The sequence below is a fragment of the Pseudohaliea rubra DSM 19751 genome, assembly GCF_000764025.1.
In the GTDB taxonomy this organism is placed as follows: domain Bacteria; phylum Pseudomonadota; class Gammaproteobacteria; order Pseudomonadales; family Halieaceae; genus Pseudohaliea; species Pseudohaliea rubra.
The window spans coordinates 48,258-66,841 of the sequence record NZ_KN234749.1 but is presented as its reverse complement, the minus strand read 5'-3'; the positions used below and the strand labels follow the sequence as shown (position 1 = coordinate 66,841).

Genomic DNA, 18,584 nt, shown 5'->3' with positions numbered 1-18,584 from the left:
CTAACGCGGCGGGGGCAGCACCAGTTCTCCGGCGGCAACGCCGGCGAGCACCTCCACCTGCCCGTCATCACGCGGCGGGCCGAGACGCACGAAGCGCCGCTCCGGCCCGCCCTCTCCGGCAATCCAGAGTACGTCGAGCTGGCCCACCTCACGGACCCGGTCCGCCGGCAGCAGCAGCACCTCCCGCTCGCCCGCGGGCACCAGGAGCCGTGCATACATCCCCGGGAGGAGCCCGTTCTGAGCCGCCAGGCTGGCCTTGACCTCGAAGGTGCGGGAGCCCGGGTCCGCGGCCGGCACAAGCTCCTCAACCTGCGCGGTGAAGGCGTGCTCCATGGCGGGCACCGTCACCGCAAGCTCCCTCCCTGGAACCAGGGCCAGAGCGAGCCCTTCGCGCACCCGGGCCTCCACCCGCAGCGAGAAGGGATTGTAAAGGGAGAGAATCTTCTGCCCGGGCTGCACCGTGTCGCCGGGTTCGGCAAAACGGTCGACGATGCGCCCGGCGATCGGCGAAGTGATGCGCGAGTAACTCAGCGCCGCCTCCGCCTCCTCCACGGCCTGGCGCGCCCCGGCCAGCTGCGCCTGCAGGCTCGAGGCGTTGGCCCGCGCCGCATCGAGATCCGCATCGGCGATGAGGTTTCGCTCGTGCAGTTCCTCGGCACGGGCGAGGTTCTGCCGCGTTTCCTTGAGGCGCGCGGAGACGCTGCGTACCGTTTCCTGCGCCTGCCTTGCGCGGGCCTCGAGATCGGCCTGCTCGAGGCTGACAAGCAGGTCGCCGGCCTCTACGTAATCCCCTGAGCGCACGGCAAGGGCCGTGATCCGCGCCAGTAACCGCGATGCCACGACGGTGGTCTCCCGCGCTTCCACCGAGGCCGGCACCGCCTCGAAAGCAGGTTCCCGCAGAGCCTGCACCGGCACGGCGTTGGCGGCCGAGGCGGGCACTGCCTCCTCGAGCCCCGGCTCCACCTGCGCGCGGAAGCCACCGGCAAGCCAGTAGATGAGCAGTAGCAGCCCGAGCAATGCCCCGAGGGGAAGAAGCAGCTTGCGCAGCACGCTTGTCATGACGGTTCTCCTTCCTCCGGCGCAGGGGCCGGCGGTTCAAACACAAGCCAGTAGACCACCGGCACCACCAGCAGCGAAAACAGCGTCGAGGCCACGATGCCGAAAATGATCGCAAGCGCCAGACCATTGAAGACAGGATCGAGAGTGATGACCAGATTGCCGAGCATGGTTGTGCCTGCCGTGAGCAGCACCGGCCGCATACGCACGGCCCCGGCACTGAGCACCGCCTCGCGCACGCTCGCGCCGCCCTGCCGGGCGTCGGTCACAAACTCGACCAGAATCAGCGAGTTGCGCACCACGATGCCCGCCAGCGCGATCATGCCGATCATCGCCGTGGCCGTGAACAGCACCGGGTCCGGGGCGCCGGCGACCACGCGCTCGCCGAAGCCGTTCATGGCCCAGAAGCCGGGCATGATGCCAATAATCGTGAGGGGTATCGCCGCCATGATGATCAGCGACAGGGCCGTGGAGCGGGTTTGCAGCCGCAGCACCATGAAGATCGCCAGCAGTGCAAACAGGTAGCCCAGGCCCATGTCGCGGAACACATCGAGGGTGATGCTGAGTTCCCCCTCGCCGGTCCAGCTCGCCGAGGTGCCAGCGGGCAGCGTCCAGGTGTCACCGGCACCGCTGTTGAAGTAGGTCCGCGATGCCCAGCGGTCATGGCGGGCATCATCGGGGCCGGCGGCCTCGGCCGGGTCCTCGCGGAAGTCGGCGGCAACATCGGCGACCACCTCCGCCGGCGTACGGCCGTTAAGCTCCGCCGTGACGTAGACCACGCGTTTCAGGTCCTTGCGGTGGAGCGTCGAATCCGCGCTGCCCTCCTCAAAGCTGCCGAGTTCACCGAGGGGAACCAGGGGCTGGGGTGCAAGGTCCAGCCCCTGCGCCGTGCTGGTCTTCGCCACTCCCGGCCGGCCGCGCACCGTCAGCCGCTCAAGGTCCGCGCGCGAGGCGCGCTGCGCCACGGGGAGGCGCAGTTCCACGGGAAGCGGGCGCAACTCATCGGGCTGCTGCAGGTAACCGGCAACGAGCCCTGCGTTGGCCATCACCAGGATGTCGGCCACGTCAGCGGTAGCCACACCGGAAAGGGCGGCCTTCTGCTTGTCGGTAACAAAGCGCAGCCGGGGCCAGGGGGCTTCGAAGCTCGAGTCCACCTCGACCACATGGGGCTCGCGCTCGAGGCGGGCCATGAGCGCCTCCGCAGCGGCCTCCTGCGCGCTGTAGGGCACGAGCGGCTCGGCGTAGATCTCGGCGACCAGGGTGCTCAGCACCGGCGGGCCCGGGGGCACTTCCACGACCCGCACGACAGCGCCGTCACGGCTATAGGGCGCCAGCAACTCCCGCAGTCGGAGGACCACGGCGTGGGACTGATGCTCCCGGTCCAGCTTGTCCACAAGCACCAGGCGCAGCTCGCCCAGGTGCGGTCCATGGCGCTGGTAATAGCGCCGCACCATGCCGTTGAAATCCATGGGCGAGGGCTCGCCGACAAAAGCGGCAATGTCAGCCACCTCCGGCACCCTCGCCACCGCCTGCGCCAGGGTGCGGGTAAGCGCCGCGGTGCGCTCGAGGCTCGTGCCCTCCGGCATGTCGATAAGCACCTGCACTTCGTTCTTGTTGTCGAAGGGCAGGAGCTTCAGCGGCACCAGGCGCAGGGCCGGCAGCAGCGCCGCGATGAAGAACAGCACCGCAACCACCAGGAGCATGCTCCGGGCACGGCGCCGGTTAACCAGGAAGGGGGCAACGGCACGGCGATAGAGATCGCTGCCCTCGGCGCCCTCGGCCAGGGCCCCCTCACCGGGACGGAGCAGGCGGCTCGCCACCCAGGGCGTGACCAGGAAGGCCACCAGCGTGCTGCTGATCACGCTCACCGGTACGTTGAAGGCCATGGGCGCCATGTACGGCCCCATCATGCCGGTGATGAAGGCCAGGGGCAGGAAAGCGAGGATGATCGTGACCGTCGACATGATCAGCGGCGTTCGGATCTCGGCCATGGCGGCGATGATCCGGTCCGCCGGACGACCGCCGCGGGCGAGAAAGCGCGCGATATTGTCGACGCCGGTGATCGGATCGTCGACGAGCAGGCCCAGGGATAGGATCAGCGCGAACAGCGTTACCCGGTTGATGGTGTAGCCGAGAGCATAGTCCAGAGCGAGGGTGATGCCGTAGCACACGGGGACGGCGAGGCCGACGACGAGCGCCGGACGCCAGCCGAGAAAGACGCCGATAAAAACCACTACGGTGAAAATGGCAAAGGCAAGGGAAACAACGAGATCATTGACCTTGGCGTCGGCGGTCTCGCCGTAATTGCGCAGCACCGTGAGCTTGAGCGCCGGCGGCAGGATCTCGCCACGCACCTGCTCGAGTACCGCCAGCGTCTCCTCAGCCACGGCAACCGCGTTGGCGCCACGCTGCTTGGCAACGGACAGCACCACCAGCGGATAACCGTCCCCGGCGTGCTGCGCCGGCATCAGCCAGCTGTAGCTCTCCGGTTCCGCGGGACCATCCACGATCCGCGCCACCTCGCCGAGCGTCACCGGTGCGCCGTCGATCATGTTGACCACCAGCTGGTCGAGCTCCGTGGGCTCGCGCAGTACATCGCCGCCCTCCAGGCGGATCGCCCGATCGCCGACCGTCCAGGTGCCGGCGCGGATCAGCACACTGGAGACCGCCAGGGCGTCGACTACATCGGCGCCGGTGGTCCGACGCGCCGCCAGCGCCTCCGGCTCCAGCAGCACCTGTGCCGTCCGCGGCCGGCCGCCGACGACCTTCACCTCGCTGGTGTCGGGGATGGCCTGCAGCGCCGTCGTGAACTCCTCCGCCACCCGGCGCAGCTCGTAGTCGCTGTAGCGCTGCGGGTCATCGCTCCACAGGCCGACGACGAGGATCGGTACATCGTCCACTTCCACGGGCTTCAGCTGCCAGTTGCTCACCACCGGCGGTAGCTGATCCTCATTGGCGTAGAGCTTGTTATAGGTATTGAGGATGGCTTTCTCGCGGTCCTCGCCCACGTGAAAGCGCAGCGTGACCACCGCCTCTCCCTCGCCGGAGCTGGCATAGAGGTGCTCGACGCCGGGGAGCTGGTTGAGCAGCTTCTCGAGGGGGATGGTGACCTGCCGCTCAGTCTGGGCGGCGCTGAGCCCCGGCGCCTCCACCAGCACGTCGATCATTGGCACGACGATCTGCGGCTCTTCCTCCCGGGGGGTGAACTCGAGGGCGAGCACGCCCGCAACGATGGCCCCAAGGAAGATAAAGCGTGGCAGACCTCCGTCCAGCACCCGCGCCATTACCCCGGTGAACCACCCCGCCATGCATAGCCCCGAGCTCGAAAAGTAGAAGTAGAGTCTAGCAGCCGCTCGACGCTGTCGTCAGCGTCCGGGACTTACGCAGCGGGACGCAGACAACCTCCGCAGGTTGTACCACCGGAACAGTCCGTTAGAATCAGAGACTGGCAACTTGGCAGGCGTCATCGCGCAAGGTGGTGCGCCTGAAAGCAGACTCCGGCGACGCATGAACCTCCCGCTACCCGACGACTTCCCGCGAGCCATTCCCACGAGCGTCATCCTGGAGGATGCGCTCAGCACCATACGCCGCATCCTCAATATGGAGGTTGCTTTCGTGGGTGAGTTCATCGACGACCAGCGGTTCTTTCGCGCCGTCGATTGCGCTCCGGGTTTTACGCCCATTGAGGCGGGCGACTCAGGTCCGCTGCAGGAAAGTTTCTGCCAGCGGGTGGTCGACGGCCGCCTGCCGGAACTGATCCCTGACGCCAATGCCAATGCCGAAGCCCGCTCTCTCGAGGCAACCACTGCGCTGCCAGTCGGCGCTCACATCAGCGTGCCGATACGCTTTCCCGCGGAAGGGCGGGTGTTCGGCACCTTCTGCTGCTTTAGCCGCCGCGCCGACCCAACCTTGAACAAGCGCGATCTGAATACCATGCGTTTGTTCGCAGATTTCCTCGGGCAATTTCTCGAACGCCGGGAGGCGGACAACCTGGACCGGAAGGCTCACCGGCAGACGCTGCAGACCGTTATCGATACAGGCAACTTCCGCACCGTCTTTCAGCCAATTCATGACCTGCGCGCAGGCCGCATAGCCGGCTTTGAGGCGCTGACACGCTTCCCCGCGTCGCTGGGGCACGCCCCCGATATCGTGTTCGCCGAAGCGGCCACCGTAGGCCTCGCGGAAGCTCTGGAAGACTGTACCCTCCGCGCCGCCCTCGCCCGGCTTGGAGATCTGCCGGACGACGCCTACCTGTCCCTCAACAGTTCTCCGCTCTGTGTCCTCGATGGCAGCGTTGAAGCGGCGCTGGCAGACGCACCGCTGGAACGGCTGGTGCTGGAGGTCACGGAGCACAGCAGCATCCAGGAGTACAGCGCAATCGCCGAGGCCCTGGCGCCACTCCGCGAGCGAGGCATGCGCGTTGCCGTGGACGATGCCGGCGCCGGCTACGCAAGCTTCCGGCACATTCTGAAGCTGCAGCCGGACTACATCAAACTGGACCGGTCCCTGACCCGCCGGGTCGACGCAGACTACAACCTCCGCGCCCTGGCCGCGGCCCTGATCACCTTCGCCAACGAAACCGGCAGTTGCATTATTGCCGAGGGCGTCGAGGAGGAGTCAGAGCGGGCGGCCCTGGCCGGGCTCGGCATCGACTTGATGCAAGGCTATCTTTTCGGGCGGCCGGGGCCCCTGTAGCGGCCCCGGCGCCTGAAGATGTGCAGTGCTCTAGACGGGGTGCTGCTTCACCCACTGCTTGGCGATGATGATGCGCTGCATCTCGTTGGTCCCTTCGCCAATGCACATGAGCAGCGAGTCCCGGTAGAAGCGTTCGATCTCGTATTCCTTTGAGTAGGCGTAACCGCCGTGCACACGCATAGCCTCCTCGGAATTGCGCACGGCGGCCTCCGAGGCAAAATACTTCGCCATGCCGGCCTCCATGTCGCAGCGGTGACCGCGGTCATAGGCATCCGCCGCGTCGAGGGTCAGCAGCCTGGCCGCCCGGGCACGGGTTGCCATTTCTCCCAGCTTGAGCTGGATCGCCTGGTGCTCGCAGATCGGCTTGCCCATGGTTTCGCGGGTCTGCGCATAGGCCGTCGCGAGGCGTAACGAACCTTCAGCCAGGCCCACGCCCCGGGCGGCGACATTGATACGCCCGAGTTCCAGGCCGCCGGTGGCCTGGAAGAAACCCTTGCCTTCCTCACCACCGATAAGGTTCGCCGCCGGCAGCCGGTAGTCCTCGAAGATCAGCTCTGCGCTGTCGATCGCATTGTAGCCAAGCTTCTTCAGCTTCTTGCCGACCGTGAAGCCCTCGCCCTTGGGCGCGATGAACAGGCTCATGCCCCGGTAGCGCGGCTCGGCCGCCGGATCCGTTTTGACGAGCAGCGCCACACAGCTGCCCTGGATGCCATTGGTAATCCAGGTCTTGGTCCCGTTGATAACGTAATCATCGCCGTCCCGCACAGCCGTGGAGCGAATGGCCTGCAGGTCCGTCCCCGCATTGGGCTCGGTCAGGGCCAGGCCACCGCGCACCTCGCCGGTGGCAAAGCGGGGCAGCCAGTGCGCCTTCTGTTCGTCGGTACCGAAGCGCTCCACTGCCGCAGCCATCATAAGGTGGGAGTTGAAGATCCCGGTGATCGCCATCCAGTAAGAGGAAATGCGCGTCACCAGCTCGGCGTAGGTGCGGGCAGGGAGTCCCAGGCCGCCGTATTCCGGGCTGATAGTGGCACCGAAGAGGCCCATCTCCTTCATCTGCTCAACGAGATCGGCGGGCCACTCGTCGGCGTGATCGTACTTCATGGCGACCGGAGCCACCTCCCGCTCGACCCAGCGCTCGATGCCGTCGATCAGGGCGCGCTCTTCCTCAGGATCAATCTGCCGTGGCGGCCGCTCTGCTGCAGTCATTGCTCTCTCCTTTCAAGCCTTTCCAAGGCGCTTCGCAGCGCCGCTGTTGATCAATCGTCGGCGTTGCCGAAACCCTGCTTCCAGACCAGGACGCTGCGCTCGAAGGTGCACACAACGACGCCGTCCTGGTTCCGGCCCGTGGTCTGAATCGTCACGATCCCCTGCTGCGGGCGCTTCTTGGATTCGCGCTTGGCCAGCACTTCCGACTCCGCATAGAGCGTGTCACCGGGAAACAGTGGATGGGGCAGCTTGATATCTCCCCAGCCGAGGTTGGCAACGGCCTTCTGGCTGATGTCGGAGACACTCATGCCGACAAGTAGCGCGACGGTAAAGGGCGAGCAGACCAACGGCTTGCCGAACTCCGTCTTCTTGGCGTACTCATAATCGAAGTGCGCCGGGTGCGTATTCATCGTCAGCAGGGTGAACCAGACATTGTCTGTATCAGTAATTGTCCGCCCGGGACGATGCTCGTACACATCGCCCACGGTGAAATCTTCCAGATAGCGGCCGAAAGTTTCCCGGTAGCGTCCCTCGGCTACCTCGATGACTCCTTTACGCATGGTCTGCCTCATTATCCAGTGAAAGTAAGGATTCATAGCGCCGGACGATCGGCTCATCGAGCATCACACCGTCATGCATGATCGCCCTGCCGCCCGCCTGCCGGTAGGCCTCGACCGCCGCCCGGGCCCGCGCGAGTTCCGCGGCCGTGGGCTGGAAAGCCTCCTGGACCGGTGCCAGCTGGGCCGGGTGTATGACCGCTTTTGCGGCGAAACCGAGCGCCCTGGCTCTCGCCGTCTCCTCGCGCAGTCCCGCCTCGTCCTTGATGTGAATGTAGGGCACATCGATCGCACGGACCCGCGCGGCCACACAGCCGAGCACGAACTGGCTGCGGGCCTGCAGGAGCGGCTCCCACGCAAGGTCGACGCCGAGCTGCGACGACAGGTCGCCGCCGCCGAACATCACATTGTCGACGCGCGGCGCGCTGCCGATGGCACGCACCGCCTCGAGCCCCTCGACGGTTTCGACAAGGGGAACGACCGATACCACTGCGTCGCCAAGCACCGCGTCGACGATCGCCAGCTCGGCCGCGCTCTCGACCATGGGCACAAGCAGGAGGGACGGGCAGCGCGGCGCACCGGCAAGGGCCAGGAGGTCACGCAGACCCGCGCGCGTGCGCAACCCGTTGATACGGACCGCAGTCCGCCCGGTGGCGGCGCTCGCCAGGAAAGCCAGCACAGCCTCCCGCGCTGCGTCCTTGTCCGCGGCGGGTACCGCGTCCTCGAGATCGATGCAGACCACGTCGGCAGCACTGTCGTGCGCCTTGGCGACGCGGTCCATGCGATTGCCGGGCACGAACAGCAGGGTCCGGAAAGCGAGCTGCAGGGCGGCGCTCTCAGTGGGCATCGAGGAACCCCAGGAGGGCTTCGGAGAAGCGCTGGCGCAGGGCCTTGCCGGCGAGCACGTGCGCGGCCTCGGGGAAGGTGATTCCCGTTGCGTTCGGCAGGGCCTCTTCAATGGGCCGGGTCAGTCGCGGCCCGGTGACCACGTCCATTTCCGCGTGGAGGATCAGGGCCGGGGCGTCTACCGCTTTGAGGTCCGCCAGCGCATCGTGGGCCAGGCTCGCCTCGATGAAACGTCGGTGCGTGGCGAGCTTGCCGCGCAGCTCCTTCCAGGGACCGTCCTCGCCAAGGAGCCGATGGATATTGGCATCATAGAAGTCCGGCTCGAAGGAAAGAGCGCAGGCGAAGCGCTGGAAATCCGCCCAGCCCATCTTCTCGTGGATATCGAGGAACAGCTGCAGATGTTCGCGCAGGAGCGCGTCCACGCTGCCCCAGGCGCCCGTGTTCACCAGGGATCGGGCCAGCGCGGGCCGCTCAATGGCCATCTGCTGGCAGATGCAGGCGCCGATGCCGACCATCCCCAGCAGGTGCACCCGCTGAAGCCCGAGGGCATCGAGCACCGCCAGCGCGTCACCGGCGTAAAGTTCCATGGTCGCCGGCGTGGCCGGGTTGTCCGTCGATGACGCCAGGCCCCGATAGTCCATGATGATGACCTGGTAGCGATCCACCAGACCGAAGGGCAGCCCGCGCAGCTCGCCGTGGCAGAACGTGCCCCAGCCGCCCAGGCAGAGCACGGGTTCACCCTCGCCCACCACCTCGTAGTGAATGCTCGCCCCGTCAGGACGTTCAAGCGTTGCCATCGCGATGGTCTCCTTAGCGCGTTTCGGGTTGGCGCGTTTCGAGGGCGGCGAGCGCGGCGCGGGTGTCAGCGACGGTCATGACATCCGCGTAACGACGCCCCACATCCCGCAGGTTGGCCTCGTGCGCCTCCTGGTCCTGATCGCCGCAGCACGCCTCCGGCACGATCACCCGGTAGCCGTAGGAAAAGGCATCATTAACCGTTGCGCGCACGCAGCCGCTGGTCGTACAGCCGGTCACCAGGACCGTATCGACGGCTTCGCGGGTCAGGAAGGTAACCAGGGGCGTGCCGAAGAACATGGACGGTGCGCCCTTGGTGAAATGAAAATCGCCGGCGCCCGCGATGCGCGGGTCCAGCTCCATGCCGGGCTGGCCGTAAAAAAGCCCGTCATAGACGGCATCCACTTTCCAGCGGCCCATATCCTTCTCGCTGCACCAGCCGACGGCGCAGGTGGCCACGGGAATACCCAGAGGCCGGGCGAAGGCGAGCAGCGCGGCGGTCTCATCGACGGCGCGCTGGACGTGAGCGGATCGGCCCATGGGAAAGGCGCTGTCCGTGAAAGCCCGCTGAAAATCGACCACAAGGATCGCCGGGCGCCGGCCGAAACCAAGGGCGCGGGCTCCGTAGCTCGCCTCAGCGAAGGCATCGCGCGACACCGCGGATTGCCCCTCGCCCATGGTCAACCCGCCGCGCGTGCGCTGCCGTCTCGAGCCTCGGCCTCCCGGCGCTGCTTGCGCAGCCAGGCAGCGGCAATCGGCGCCTGCACCGGCGGCGCCGGCGGCTCGAAGCCGGTTTCCTCGAGGCAGGCCGCACGCAGTTCGTCCAGCGTTCCGCCGAAGTCGAAGGCCTCGACGTCGCCCCGCGCGTTGCGCATGGTCGCCCGTAGGGCATCGCTCGCGGTCTCGTCGATAGCCAGGTCCACGCCGGCGACAACGCCATAACGGCGCGCACCTTCGGCGGTAACAAGGCCTGCCTCGAGGTCGTAGGCGATGCTGTCGTAGGGCCGCTCCAGGGGATCCCCCCAGCCGCCGCCACCCCAGGTCTCAAACACAAGCAGATCGCCGGGCGCGACCGGCACGTCGTCAACCTTGGAAGGCAGGTTCTCGGTGCTGCCGTCGGCGCGCCGCAGCGTCTTGCGACTGCGCGTACCGGGCAAGCCGCCCTTGACGCCCCAGGGATAGGTGAACCAGCGGTCGTCGTGGATGGAGATCTTGCCCTCTACGAGGAAGGCATACTCTGTCCTCACGCCGTTGCCGCCACGATGCAGCCCCGGGCCTCCCGTGTCCGGGATAGACTCGAAGCGCTCGACCCGAATGGGGAAGTAGGCCTCCGTGTATTCATTCGGCACGTTGCGCATCTTCGGCCACAGCGAGTGGCCGTCGGGGCCGTCGCCGCCCGGCTTGCCGGGAATGCCGCCGAAGCCGATCTGGAACATGAGGAACCAGTCGTCACGCTGATTGAAGCCCGAGAACATCAGGTGCGGACTGTCGGAGAAACCCGCGGCGACGAGGAAATCCGAGTTAGCCGTGCCGAACAGACCGCTGATGATGTCGAAGATCCGGCCCAGCGCATGCGTGCGACCATTGAGCGCCGCCGGCGCCACCGGGTTCAGCAGTGTGCCCTTCGGAATGCGCACATCGATAAGATCGATATAGCCGTCGTTCAGCACGATCTGCGGGTCGAAGACGTTGACCATGAACTGACCGCAGAACATCTTGAACATACGGTCGTTGAGCAGGAAGTTGATGCATCCTGCGGACTGCGGATCCGTGCGGGAAAAATCGAAGACCAGCTTATCGCCCTCGCGCCACATCTCGCAGCCCATTTTGTAGGGGCCATGGCCAAGCGCGTCGTCGCAGATCCAGTCTTCGAATACAACCTTCTCTTCGGGCATGGTGGAGACGATGAGCTCCCGCATGGCCTCGCGGTTGCGGGCAAGAAGCTGCTTCTGCGCCGACACAAGCACGTCGGGGCCGAAGCGATCTGCCATCTCCACGAGACGGGCGGCGCCGGTGCGGCAGGCCGAGAGAATGGCGTAGAAGTCCGCCTCGTTCCAGTCCGGCGTGCGCGAGTTGCGCACGGCCAGGCGCACGATGTCCTGCTGCAGTTCACCCTTGGATACCACCTTAACCGGCGGGATGACGATACCCTCCTGCAGGATGTCTGTAGAGGTGACCGGCATAGAGGCTGCGGTGGAGCCGGAAATATCACTCATGTGGCCGAACATCGCGGCCCAGCCGAGGAGCCGGCCGTGGTAATACACCGGCGTGCAGACCAACCAGTCGTTGAGGTGACTGATAGCCCCGTCGCAGGCATAGGGGTCGTTGGTCAGAAGAACGTCGCCCTCCTGCACATCGCCGTCGTAGTTGTCGATGAAGCCATCCACCGGCGAGCCGAACTGCCCCGCCAGCATCTGCCCGTCCCGATCCGTGAGCACCGGGAAACCATCGCGCTGCTCACGGATGATCGTCGAGATCGCCGTCCGGAAAAGGATCGCGTCCATCTGCACCCGGGCGTTCTGGATGGCGTTCTCGATAACATCGAGCGTTACCGCATCGACCTCCACCGTTTCCCAGGGCGTGGTGCTAGTTTCAATTACCGTCGCCATTACGCTGCCTCCTCCCGCTCAGGAGTTATCTCTGATCAATAGGTTGCCTACCGAGTCCACCATGGCGTGACTGCCGGGGAGGACGAGGGTGGTCGAGTCAACTTCCGTGATAATCGCCGGACCATCAATACGATCGCCAGCCAGAAGCTTCGAACGGTCATAGATCGTGCCGTCGTGGGTCTCGCCATCGGAATAGATCTTCGTGGCTGCCACCGCCGCCCGGGAAGCATCGCCATCGCCCTCATCGACGTGAAGCTCTACAGCTTCCGCGCCGGGACCGAGGACGATCACCCGTAGGTTGACGATTTCCTTGGCCTTGGACAGGCGGAAGTTGAACATCTGCTCGTGAAGCTCGTCGAAGCGACCCGTCGCCGGCGCCAGGCCTTCCGCCAGGAAGTCCTCGGGGCTCATGGTGACACTGATGTCTGCCGACTGCCCCGCGTAGCGCAGGTCAACCTGGTAGCGCACCTCCTGCCGATCGCGGGCGACACCGTCCGCATCCAGGGAGGCACGGGCGCGTTGCTCCAGCTCTGCGAAGGCATCCACGAGCTCTTCCTGGGTGGTCTCGTCCGCCAGCTTGATCAGGGAGCGCGCGGCCTCGTCGCGAAGGTTCGTGGTGGCATCACCGGCGGCACAGAGCACACCCGGCCCCCGCGGAACAATAACCGGCCAGGCGCCGAGCAGACGACCGAGGGCGTTGGCGTGAAGGGGACCTGCGCCGCCAAAGGCCATGAGCGAGAAGTTGCGCGGATCGTAGCCCTGCTCCACCGAGACCAGGCGCAGGGCGCCGAACATGTTTTCGTTGACGATACGGATCACACCCTCGGCGGCCTCCGCGAGGGTCATGCCCAGGGGCTCGCTGACTTTTTCGAGTGCCTTGGCCGCAAGATCCTTGCGGATCTTCATGTCACCGCCAAGGCGGGCATCGGAAGGCAGGTAGCCGAGGACAACATTGGCATCGGTCACCGTAGGGTTCTCGCCGCCCTTGTCGTAGGCGGCAGGGCCCGGAACAGCGCCGGCGGATTCGGGGCCCACCCGCAACGCCTTGGTCAGCTCCGGCACATAGGCGATGGAGCCACCGCCGGCACCGACGGTGCGCACATCTACCGACGAGGCGCGCACGATCACATCGTGAACCACTGTTTCCCGGCGAACCTGCGCCTCCCCGCCTTCGACCAGGCACACATCCGTGGAGGTGCCTCCCATGTCAAAGGTAATGATGTTCTCGAAGCCCGACTGCCGGGCCACCCAGATTGCCCCCGCAACACCACCGGCAGGGCCCGACATAAGCAGGTTTACGGGATACTCAGCGGCGGTCTGCGCGGCGGCGAGGCCGCCATCGGAGCGCAGAATCGACAGGCTCAGGGAGCCGGTGCGATCCTCGAGACCGGCCTTGAGGTTGGTCAGGTAGCGCGACACCACCGGCTTCACGAAGGCATTGGCCACGCTGGTGATGGCGCGCTCGTATTCCTGCACTTCCGGGAGCGTGCGCGATGATACAGAAATCGCCACGCCGGGCATCAGCTCCCGGACGATGGCTTCGACGGCCTCCTCGTGGGCGCTGTTGACGTAGCTGTTCATGAGGCAGATGGTCACGGACTGAATGTCTTTCGTCCGCAGCTTTTCCACCGCAGCGCGAACCTGCGCCTCGTCCAGGGGGCGCACCTCGGCGCCATCGGCGCCGATGCGGCCCGAGACCTCAACGGTGTCGCGCAATTCCGCCATGGGGCGACCCTTGACGAAGTTGATCCAGCCCGAAAGTGCCCCGGGCACGAAGCCCCGCGCGAGGTGCAGAATCTGGCGGTACCCGTCGGTGACAATGAGGCCCACCCGGGCGCCGTTGCCGGTGAGCACGGCATTGGTCGCCACGGTGGTGCCGTGCATGACAGCGCGGATCTCCGTGGGGTCAATAGCATGCTCTGAGCAGACCTTGTCGATGCCGTTGATCACGGCAATGGACGGGTCCTCCGGCGTGGAGGGCACCTTGGCCATCAAGGGCTGCCCACCGGCATCGTCAAGCACGAAGACGTCGGTGAAGGTACCACCGACATCGACTCCAACACTAAAAGCCATTACACACCCCCACCGGCTGCGGCATGATGATCGGAAGAGCATCTAGAGTAGGCAGGCGGCATTTTCACTGTCAATATAAATTCGAATCTATTTGCCAATAGGTATGATATAACCCCTCTGCCCCCTGGCGGGGTGGCAGTTGCCCCGTGATAATGGAGAGAACATCGTTGTCATCAAAGCAGCCCAAGCCTTCGACGCCGCAGATGCTTTACCAGGCACTCAGAGCAAGGATTGCCGAAGGCCACTACGGCGTGGGCAAGCTCCTGCCAACGGAAAAGGCCCTCTGCGCAGAACTCGGCGCCAGTCGCTACGCACTCCGCGAGGCTATGGCCCGGCTCGAGGCCGACGGCCTCGTGCGGCGCCGCCGCGGCTCAGGGTCGACGGTACTGCGGCGACTGCCCCTTGCGATTTTCCAGTCCGGGGTCTCTTCGCGGGAAGACCTGCTCAATTACGCCTCGGCCACCTTCATGGCCTGGGGCCATCGGGACATCGTCCGCACCGACGGCAAGCTCGCCCGACGCCTCGGTTGCGACGAGGCCCGCCAGTGGCAATTCATGCGCGGCGTTCGCTTTGAGGAAGACGGCGAACCCCTGGCCCTGGTGGCCGTCTATATCGACACGGAACGCGCCACCCTGCCGGAAGCCGAGGTGCTGGGGCGAAGCCCCGTTTACCAGTGGCTGGAAAAGGAACACGGCCTCGAGCCCCATGCCGTGTCCCAGGACATCCGCGCCACCCGGCTCGCGGTCAAGCAGGCGGAGGAACTGCGCGACGTGCCCGAGGCACCGGTACTGGAAGTCATCCGGCGCTACTTCGATGCAAACGGCGCCATCTACCTCATATCACAAAGCATCTACCGCTCCCGGGACTTCGTCCTGAATCACCGCTTCCTTCTCGGAGGCGCACCCTGAAGCGGCTACGGCACGAAGGAGACGCCCGATGACACACAGCTACCCGAGGCGGCCGCAGGCCGTTGCCGCAGCCCAGGCAGCGATCAAGCAGCTGAACACCGAGGTAAACGCAGTCATCAGCGATCAACTGGTGCCGGCCGCCGACCCCGGCGCCAACCCGGTGCCGGTGCTCGTGAAGGACTGCATGGATGTCCGCGGCCTGCCGACGACCTGCGGGTCCCGGCTCTACGCACAGGCCGGCCCCGCGGCGGGGACGGCTACGGTGGTCGCGCGGCTGCAGGCGCAGAATGCCGCCATTGTGGGCAAGGCCAACCTCACGGAATTCTGCTTCGGTGCCACCGGAGAGAATGAGCACTTCGGCAACTGCCTGAACCCCTGGGCAACGGACCGGATCACCGGCGGCTCCAGCAGTGGCTCTGCCGCCGCCGTGGCCAGTGGCATGGTGCGTGTCGCGCTCGGCACAGACACGGGCGGATCGGTACGTATTCCCGCGGCCCTGTGTGGTGTCGTCGGCCTCCGACCGACCGTGGGACGGGTACCGAACACCGGCTGCCTCGCGGTGAGCACCATCAGCGACACCATCGGGCCGCTGGCGGCCACCGTCGCCGAGGCCTGCTGGGTCTACGACATCATTCAGGGCTACGACGCCGCCGACCCGCTGTCCATCGCCGCCGGGCCATCGACGCTGTCGACACTGCACCACGGCATCGCCGGCTTCTCTGTCGGTGTGTTGCGCGGCTTTTTTGCCGAGGCTCTGGCACCGGATATCGAGAGCGCCCTGGCAGAGGTGGGGCGCCTGCTGGAAAAAGCGGGCGCCCGCCTGGCCGACGTCCAGCCCACTGACAACAATGCCCTGTCCGAACACCACGCCTTCCGTTTCATCCTCGCGGATGTCGCCGAAGCGCGAGGGCCACTCATGGCGGATGCCGGCCACCGCGCGGCCATCGGCGCAGAGGTACGCCGTCGCATCGCGCTTGGCCAGCAGGTGACCGGCACGGAGTACGCGGCCAGCATCCGCGCACTGCTCGCACTGAAACAATGGCTCAGAAGCGTGTTCGACAGCGGCATCGACCTGCTGCTCCTGCCCACAACGCCAGTGACGGCACCGCTCTGGCGCGATGCGGACGATATGGTGGAAACCACCAGGCTCGTGTCGCGCTTCACCTACGATCTCGGGGCCAGCGGCATGCCATCGGTCTCCGTACCCATGGGGTTGGACCGGGACGGACTGCCCATGGGCGCCTTGCTGGCCGCCCCCTGGGGTGAAGAGGCCCGGCTGCTGCGCGCGGCGCAGGCCATCGAGGAGGGCCTGGCGCTGACGGAACGGCCCGCGGTGTACGCACGGGACAATTAGTACGATCTATGGTGTAGATTTATCGTATCTTTTAGGCCAGACTGATTTGCAGGATCTGGTCACGTCGCCGCAAGAGGACTCCCCATGACGGCCATCAAACCCCTCGAAGGCCTGCGCATCATCAGCTTTGAACAGTTCGGTGCCGCGCCTTACGCCACGATGTTTCTCGCTGATTTCGGTGCCGAGGTCATCAAGGTCGAAAGCGCCGCCGGCGACTACGCACGGCAGACCGGGCCACAGACACTGGGGGAAGGCGACAGCCTCTACTACCAGTGCTTCAACCTGAACAAGAAAAGCCTCGTCCTGAACCTCAAAGACCCGGATGACCGGGCCCTCTTCGAGAGTCTGGTCGTTGACTGCGATGCAGTCATCAACAACCTGCGCGGCAGCCTGCCGGCAAAGCTCGGGATCGACTACGCATCGCTGCAGGCCATCAATCCGGCCATTGTCTGCGGCCACATCTCGGCCTACGGCCGCGACAGTTCCCGGGCAGACTGGCCGGGCTACGATTTTCTCATGCAGGCCGAGGCCGGCATCATGGCGCTGACCGGTGACCCCGAGGCGGAGCCCACGCGTATCGGCCTGTCGATGATCGACTACATGACCGGCATGATGCTGGCCTTCGGCGTCATGAGCGCCATCCACTCGGCCAGCCGCAGCGGCACCGGCATGGATATCGACGCATCGCTTTTCGATACCGCCGTACACCAGCTCGCCTATCAGGGCACCTGGTACCTCAACGAGGGTATCGTCACCCCACGGATGCCGCGGGCCGCGCACCCCTCCTCCACGCCGGTACAGCTGTACAGGACAGCTGACGGCTGGATCTATCTGTGCTGCATGAACCAGAATTTCTGGGAACTTCTGGTACAGCTGATTGAGCGCGGCGAGCTGGCCGAGGATCCACGCTTTGCAACGATGGCGGCGAGACAGCAGCACCGGTCGACACTGGGTACCATCCTCGACGAGGCGCTTGGCACCCGGACCTCCAGCGAGTGGATGGAAATCCTCAAGGGCAAGATTCCAGCGGCGCCGGTGCGACCACTCGACGAGGCGGTGGACAATCCCTTCCTCGCCGAGGCAGAGATGATCAAGCCTGTTTCTCACCCCTCCGGCCGGGAACTGCGCTTCTTTGCAAACCCTCTGAAGATCAACGGCCAGCGCCCGGCGCAGCGTGCGGCGCCGGCACTTGATGAGCACGGCGACAGCCTTCGCCAGGGCCACAAGGCCAAAACCTGAGGCCCGGACGGACAGTGCAGGCGAACGAAACAGGAGTCAGCATTGATGAAACTCGATGGCGTGAAGGTCCTGGATCTCAGCATGTTCCTGCCGGGACCAGTGATCACCCAGCTCATGGTCGACCACGGTGCGCAGGTGATCCGCGTCGAGCCCCCGGGCGGCGAGCCAAGCCGCAGCTTCGGCCCCTTCGACGAAAGCGGCGAGTCGATCTGGTATCGCAACACACATCGCGGTAAGCGCAGCCTGGAGCTTGATCTCAAGACCGACGTCGATCGCGCGACGCTCCTTGAGCTGGCAAAAGAAGCAGACATCTTCATCGAGGGATTTCGCGCCGGGGTCGTCAGGAAGCTGGGGGTTGATGCTGAAACCCTCTGCGCCCTGAACCCGCGACTCATTTACTGCTCTCTCTCGGCCTTCGGTCAGGCCGGACCGCTTTCGGTGAAGGCCAGCCACGATATGGGCGCGCAGGCCTACACCGGCTTCCTCGCCCTTAACGACAATGGAGACGGTGTACCCGTAGTGCCCGGCATGCCGTCGGCAGATATGGCCTCGGCCCTCACCGGTCTTAGCGCCATCCTGATGGCCCTGTACCGACGCGAGACCACGGGCGTCGGTGACATCATCGACGCCAACATGTACGACGCGCTCATGGCCTGGACGGCCCATCTGTCCGGCCCGGTTTTTCACGACCGCACCGCACCGACCACGCGCACGCACCGCTCCATCGGCGGTTCGGCGTTCTACAATCTCTACGAGACCGCTGACGGCCGCCATATCGCCCTGACCGGACGGGAGCTGAAATTCGCCGAGGCGCTGCTGTCTGCCCTCGGCCGCGGCGAACTCCTGGAGCTGGCCCGGGAGGACCCGGGTCCGGGACAGCAGCGGCTGATCAGCGAGCTGCGAACCATCTTCGCCGGCAAATCCTTTGAGGAATGGTGCGCGTTCCTGGCCGATGTTGAGGTGAGTTGGGCGCCGGTGCTGGACATGGCTGAGGCCTTCGATCATCCGCACGCGCGGGCTCGCGGCATGCTCTTCGAGGACGACAGGGGCGTCGAACTCCCCGGCACGCCACTCAAGTTCCAGCGCGAGCCGGGCAGGGTTCGAACGCAGGCACCGGCGCTCAACGAATTCGCCGGGGAAGCCGCCGACCGGGGCTGGGACTATGACAGTAAAGATTGAAAACGGGTTTTCAAGCTGAAACCATTTTTCAGAACGCAACAGCCGGGCGGCGGCCGGGGCATCACGA

Annotated in this window: 14 protein-coding genes; 5 read left to right on the top strand and 9 right to left on the bottom strand. The window is 65.6% G+C overall.

Going from position 1 to position 18,584, the window contains the following annotated elements; translation table 11 throughout:
* Positions 1 to 1,059 carry an efflux RND transporter periplasmic adaptor subunit gene (locus HRUBRA_RS03375; RefSeq protein WP_035514560.1) on the bottom strand — a complete coding sequence of 353 codons (1,059 nt, stop codon included), beginning with the start codon at positions 1,057 to 1,059 and terminating at the stop codon, positions 1 to 3.
* The gene (locus HRUBRA_RS03370) at positions 1,056 to 4,364 is read right to left on the bottom strand and encodes an efflux RND transporter permease subunit (RefSeq protein WP_035514559.1); all 3,309 of its coding nucleotides are present in this window, start codon (positions 4,362 to 4,364) and stop codon (positions 1,056 to 1,058) included. Before HRUBRA_RS03370 ends, HRUBRA_RS03375 begins: the two co-directional genes overlap by 4 nt.
* A gap of 199 nt (positions 4,365 to 4,563) precedes the next feature.
* On the opposite strand from HRUBRA_RS03370, the gene HRUBRA_RS03365 reads away from it, so the two are divergent.
* Positions 4,564 to 5,751: a sensor domain-containing phosphodiesterase gene (locus HRUBRA_RS03365; RefSeq protein ID WP_052094332.1), complete on the top strand. Its 1,188-nt coding sequence runs from the start codon at positions 4,564 to 4,566 to the stop codon at positions 5,749 to 5,751.
* A gap of 30 nt (positions 5,752 to 5,781) precedes the next feature.
* On the opposite strand, the gene HRUBRA_RS03360 is transcribed toward HRUBRA_RS03365, so the two are convergent.
* From HRUBRA_RS03360 to HRUBRA_RS03330, 7 genes are read right to left on the bottom strand one after another with little or no spacing between them, the layout of a single operon-like run.
* Entirely contained in the window at positions 5,782 to 6,957 is a 1,176-nt protein-coding gene (locus HRUBRA_RS03360) for an acyl-CoA dehydrogenase family protein (protein WP_035514557.1), read from the bottom strand.
* Between the two features lie 50 nt (positions 6,958 to 7,007).
* Entirely contained in the window at positions 7,008 to 7,517 is a 510-nt protein-coding gene (locus HRUBRA_RS03355; protein ID WP_035514555.1) for a MaoC family dehydratase, read from the bottom strand.
* Positions 7,510 to 8,361 carry an HpcH/HpaI aldolase/citrate lyase family protein gene (locus HRUBRA_RS03350; protein ID WP_052094331.1) on the bottom strand — a complete coding sequence of 284 codons (852 nt, stop codon included), beginning with the start codon at positions 8,359 to 8,361 and terminating at the stop codon, positions 7,510 to 7,512. Before HRUBRA_RS03350 ends, HRUBRA_RS03355 begins: the two co-directional genes overlap by 8 nt.
* Positions 8,351 to 9,157: an alpha/beta fold hydrolase gene (locus HRUBRA_RS03345; RefSeq protein WP_035514554.1), complete on the bottom strand. Its 807-nt coding sequence runs from the start codon at positions 9,155 to 9,157 to the stop codon at positions 8,351 to 8,353. Before HRUBRA_RS03345 ends, HRUBRA_RS03350 begins: the two co-directional genes overlap by 11 nt.
* A gap of 13 nt (positions 9,158 to 9,170) precedes the next feature.
* Complete coding sequence (locus tag HRUBRA_RS03340) at positions 9,171 to 9,833, bottom strand: isochorismatase family protein (RefSeq protein WP_035514552.1); 663 nt, start codon at positions 9,831 to 9,833, stop codon at positions 9,171 to 9,173.
* Between the two features lie 2 nt (positions 9,834 to 9,835).
* Positions 9,836 to 11,764: a hydantoinase B/oxoprolinase family protein gene (locus HRUBRA_RS03335; RefSeq protein WP_035514551.1), complete on the bottom strand. Its 1,929-nt coding sequence runs from the start codon at positions 11,762 to 11,764 to the stop codon at positions 9,836 to 9,838.
* An 18-nt stretch (positions 11,765 to 11,782) separates the two neighbouring features.
* Complete coding sequence (locus HRUBRA_RS03330) at positions 11,783 to 13,837, bottom strand: hydantoinase/oxoprolinase family protein (protein ID WP_035514549.1); 2,055 nt, start codon at positions 13,835 to 13,837, stop codon at positions 11,783 to 11,785.
* Positions 13,838 to 14,004: 167 nt separating this feature from the next.
* On the opposite strand from HRUBRA_RS03330, the gene HRUBRA_RS03325 reads away from it, so the two are divergent.
* From HRUBRA_RS03325 to HRUBRA_RS03310, 4 genes are all read left to right on the top strand, one after another.
* Positions 14,005 to 14,745 (top strand): GntR family transcriptional regulator, encoded by a 741-nt coding sequence (locus tag HRUBRA_RS03325; RefSeq protein ID WP_161787591.1) that lies wholly within the window; start codon positions 14,005 to 14,007, stop codon positions 14,743 to 14,745.
* A gap of 28 nt (positions 14,746 to 14,773) precedes the next feature.
* Positions 14,774 to 16,099: an amidase gene (locus HRUBRA_RS03320; protein ID WP_035514545.1), complete on the top strand. Its 1,326-nt coding sequence runs from the start codon at positions 14,774 to 14,776 to the stop codon at positions 16,097 to 16,099.
* An 84-nt stretch (positions 16,100 to 16,183) separates the two neighbouring features.
* On the top strand, positions 16,184 to 17,338 hold the full coding sequence (locus tag HRUBRA_RS03315; protein ID WP_035514544.1) for a CaiB/BaiF CoA transferase family protein: 1,155 nt from the start codon (positions 16,184 to 16,186) through the stop codon (positions 17,336 to 17,338).
* A 45-nt stretch (positions 17,339 to 17,383) separates the two neighbouring features.
* Positions 17,384 to 18,517 carry a CaiB/BaiF CoA transferase family protein gene (locus HRUBRA_RS03310; RefSeq protein ID WP_035514543.1) on the top strand — a complete coding sequence of 378 codons (1,134 nt, stop codon included), beginning with the start codon at positions 17,384 to 17,386 and terminating at the stop codon, positions 18,515 to 18,517.
* Positions 18,518 to 18,584 lie beyond the last annotated feature (67 nt).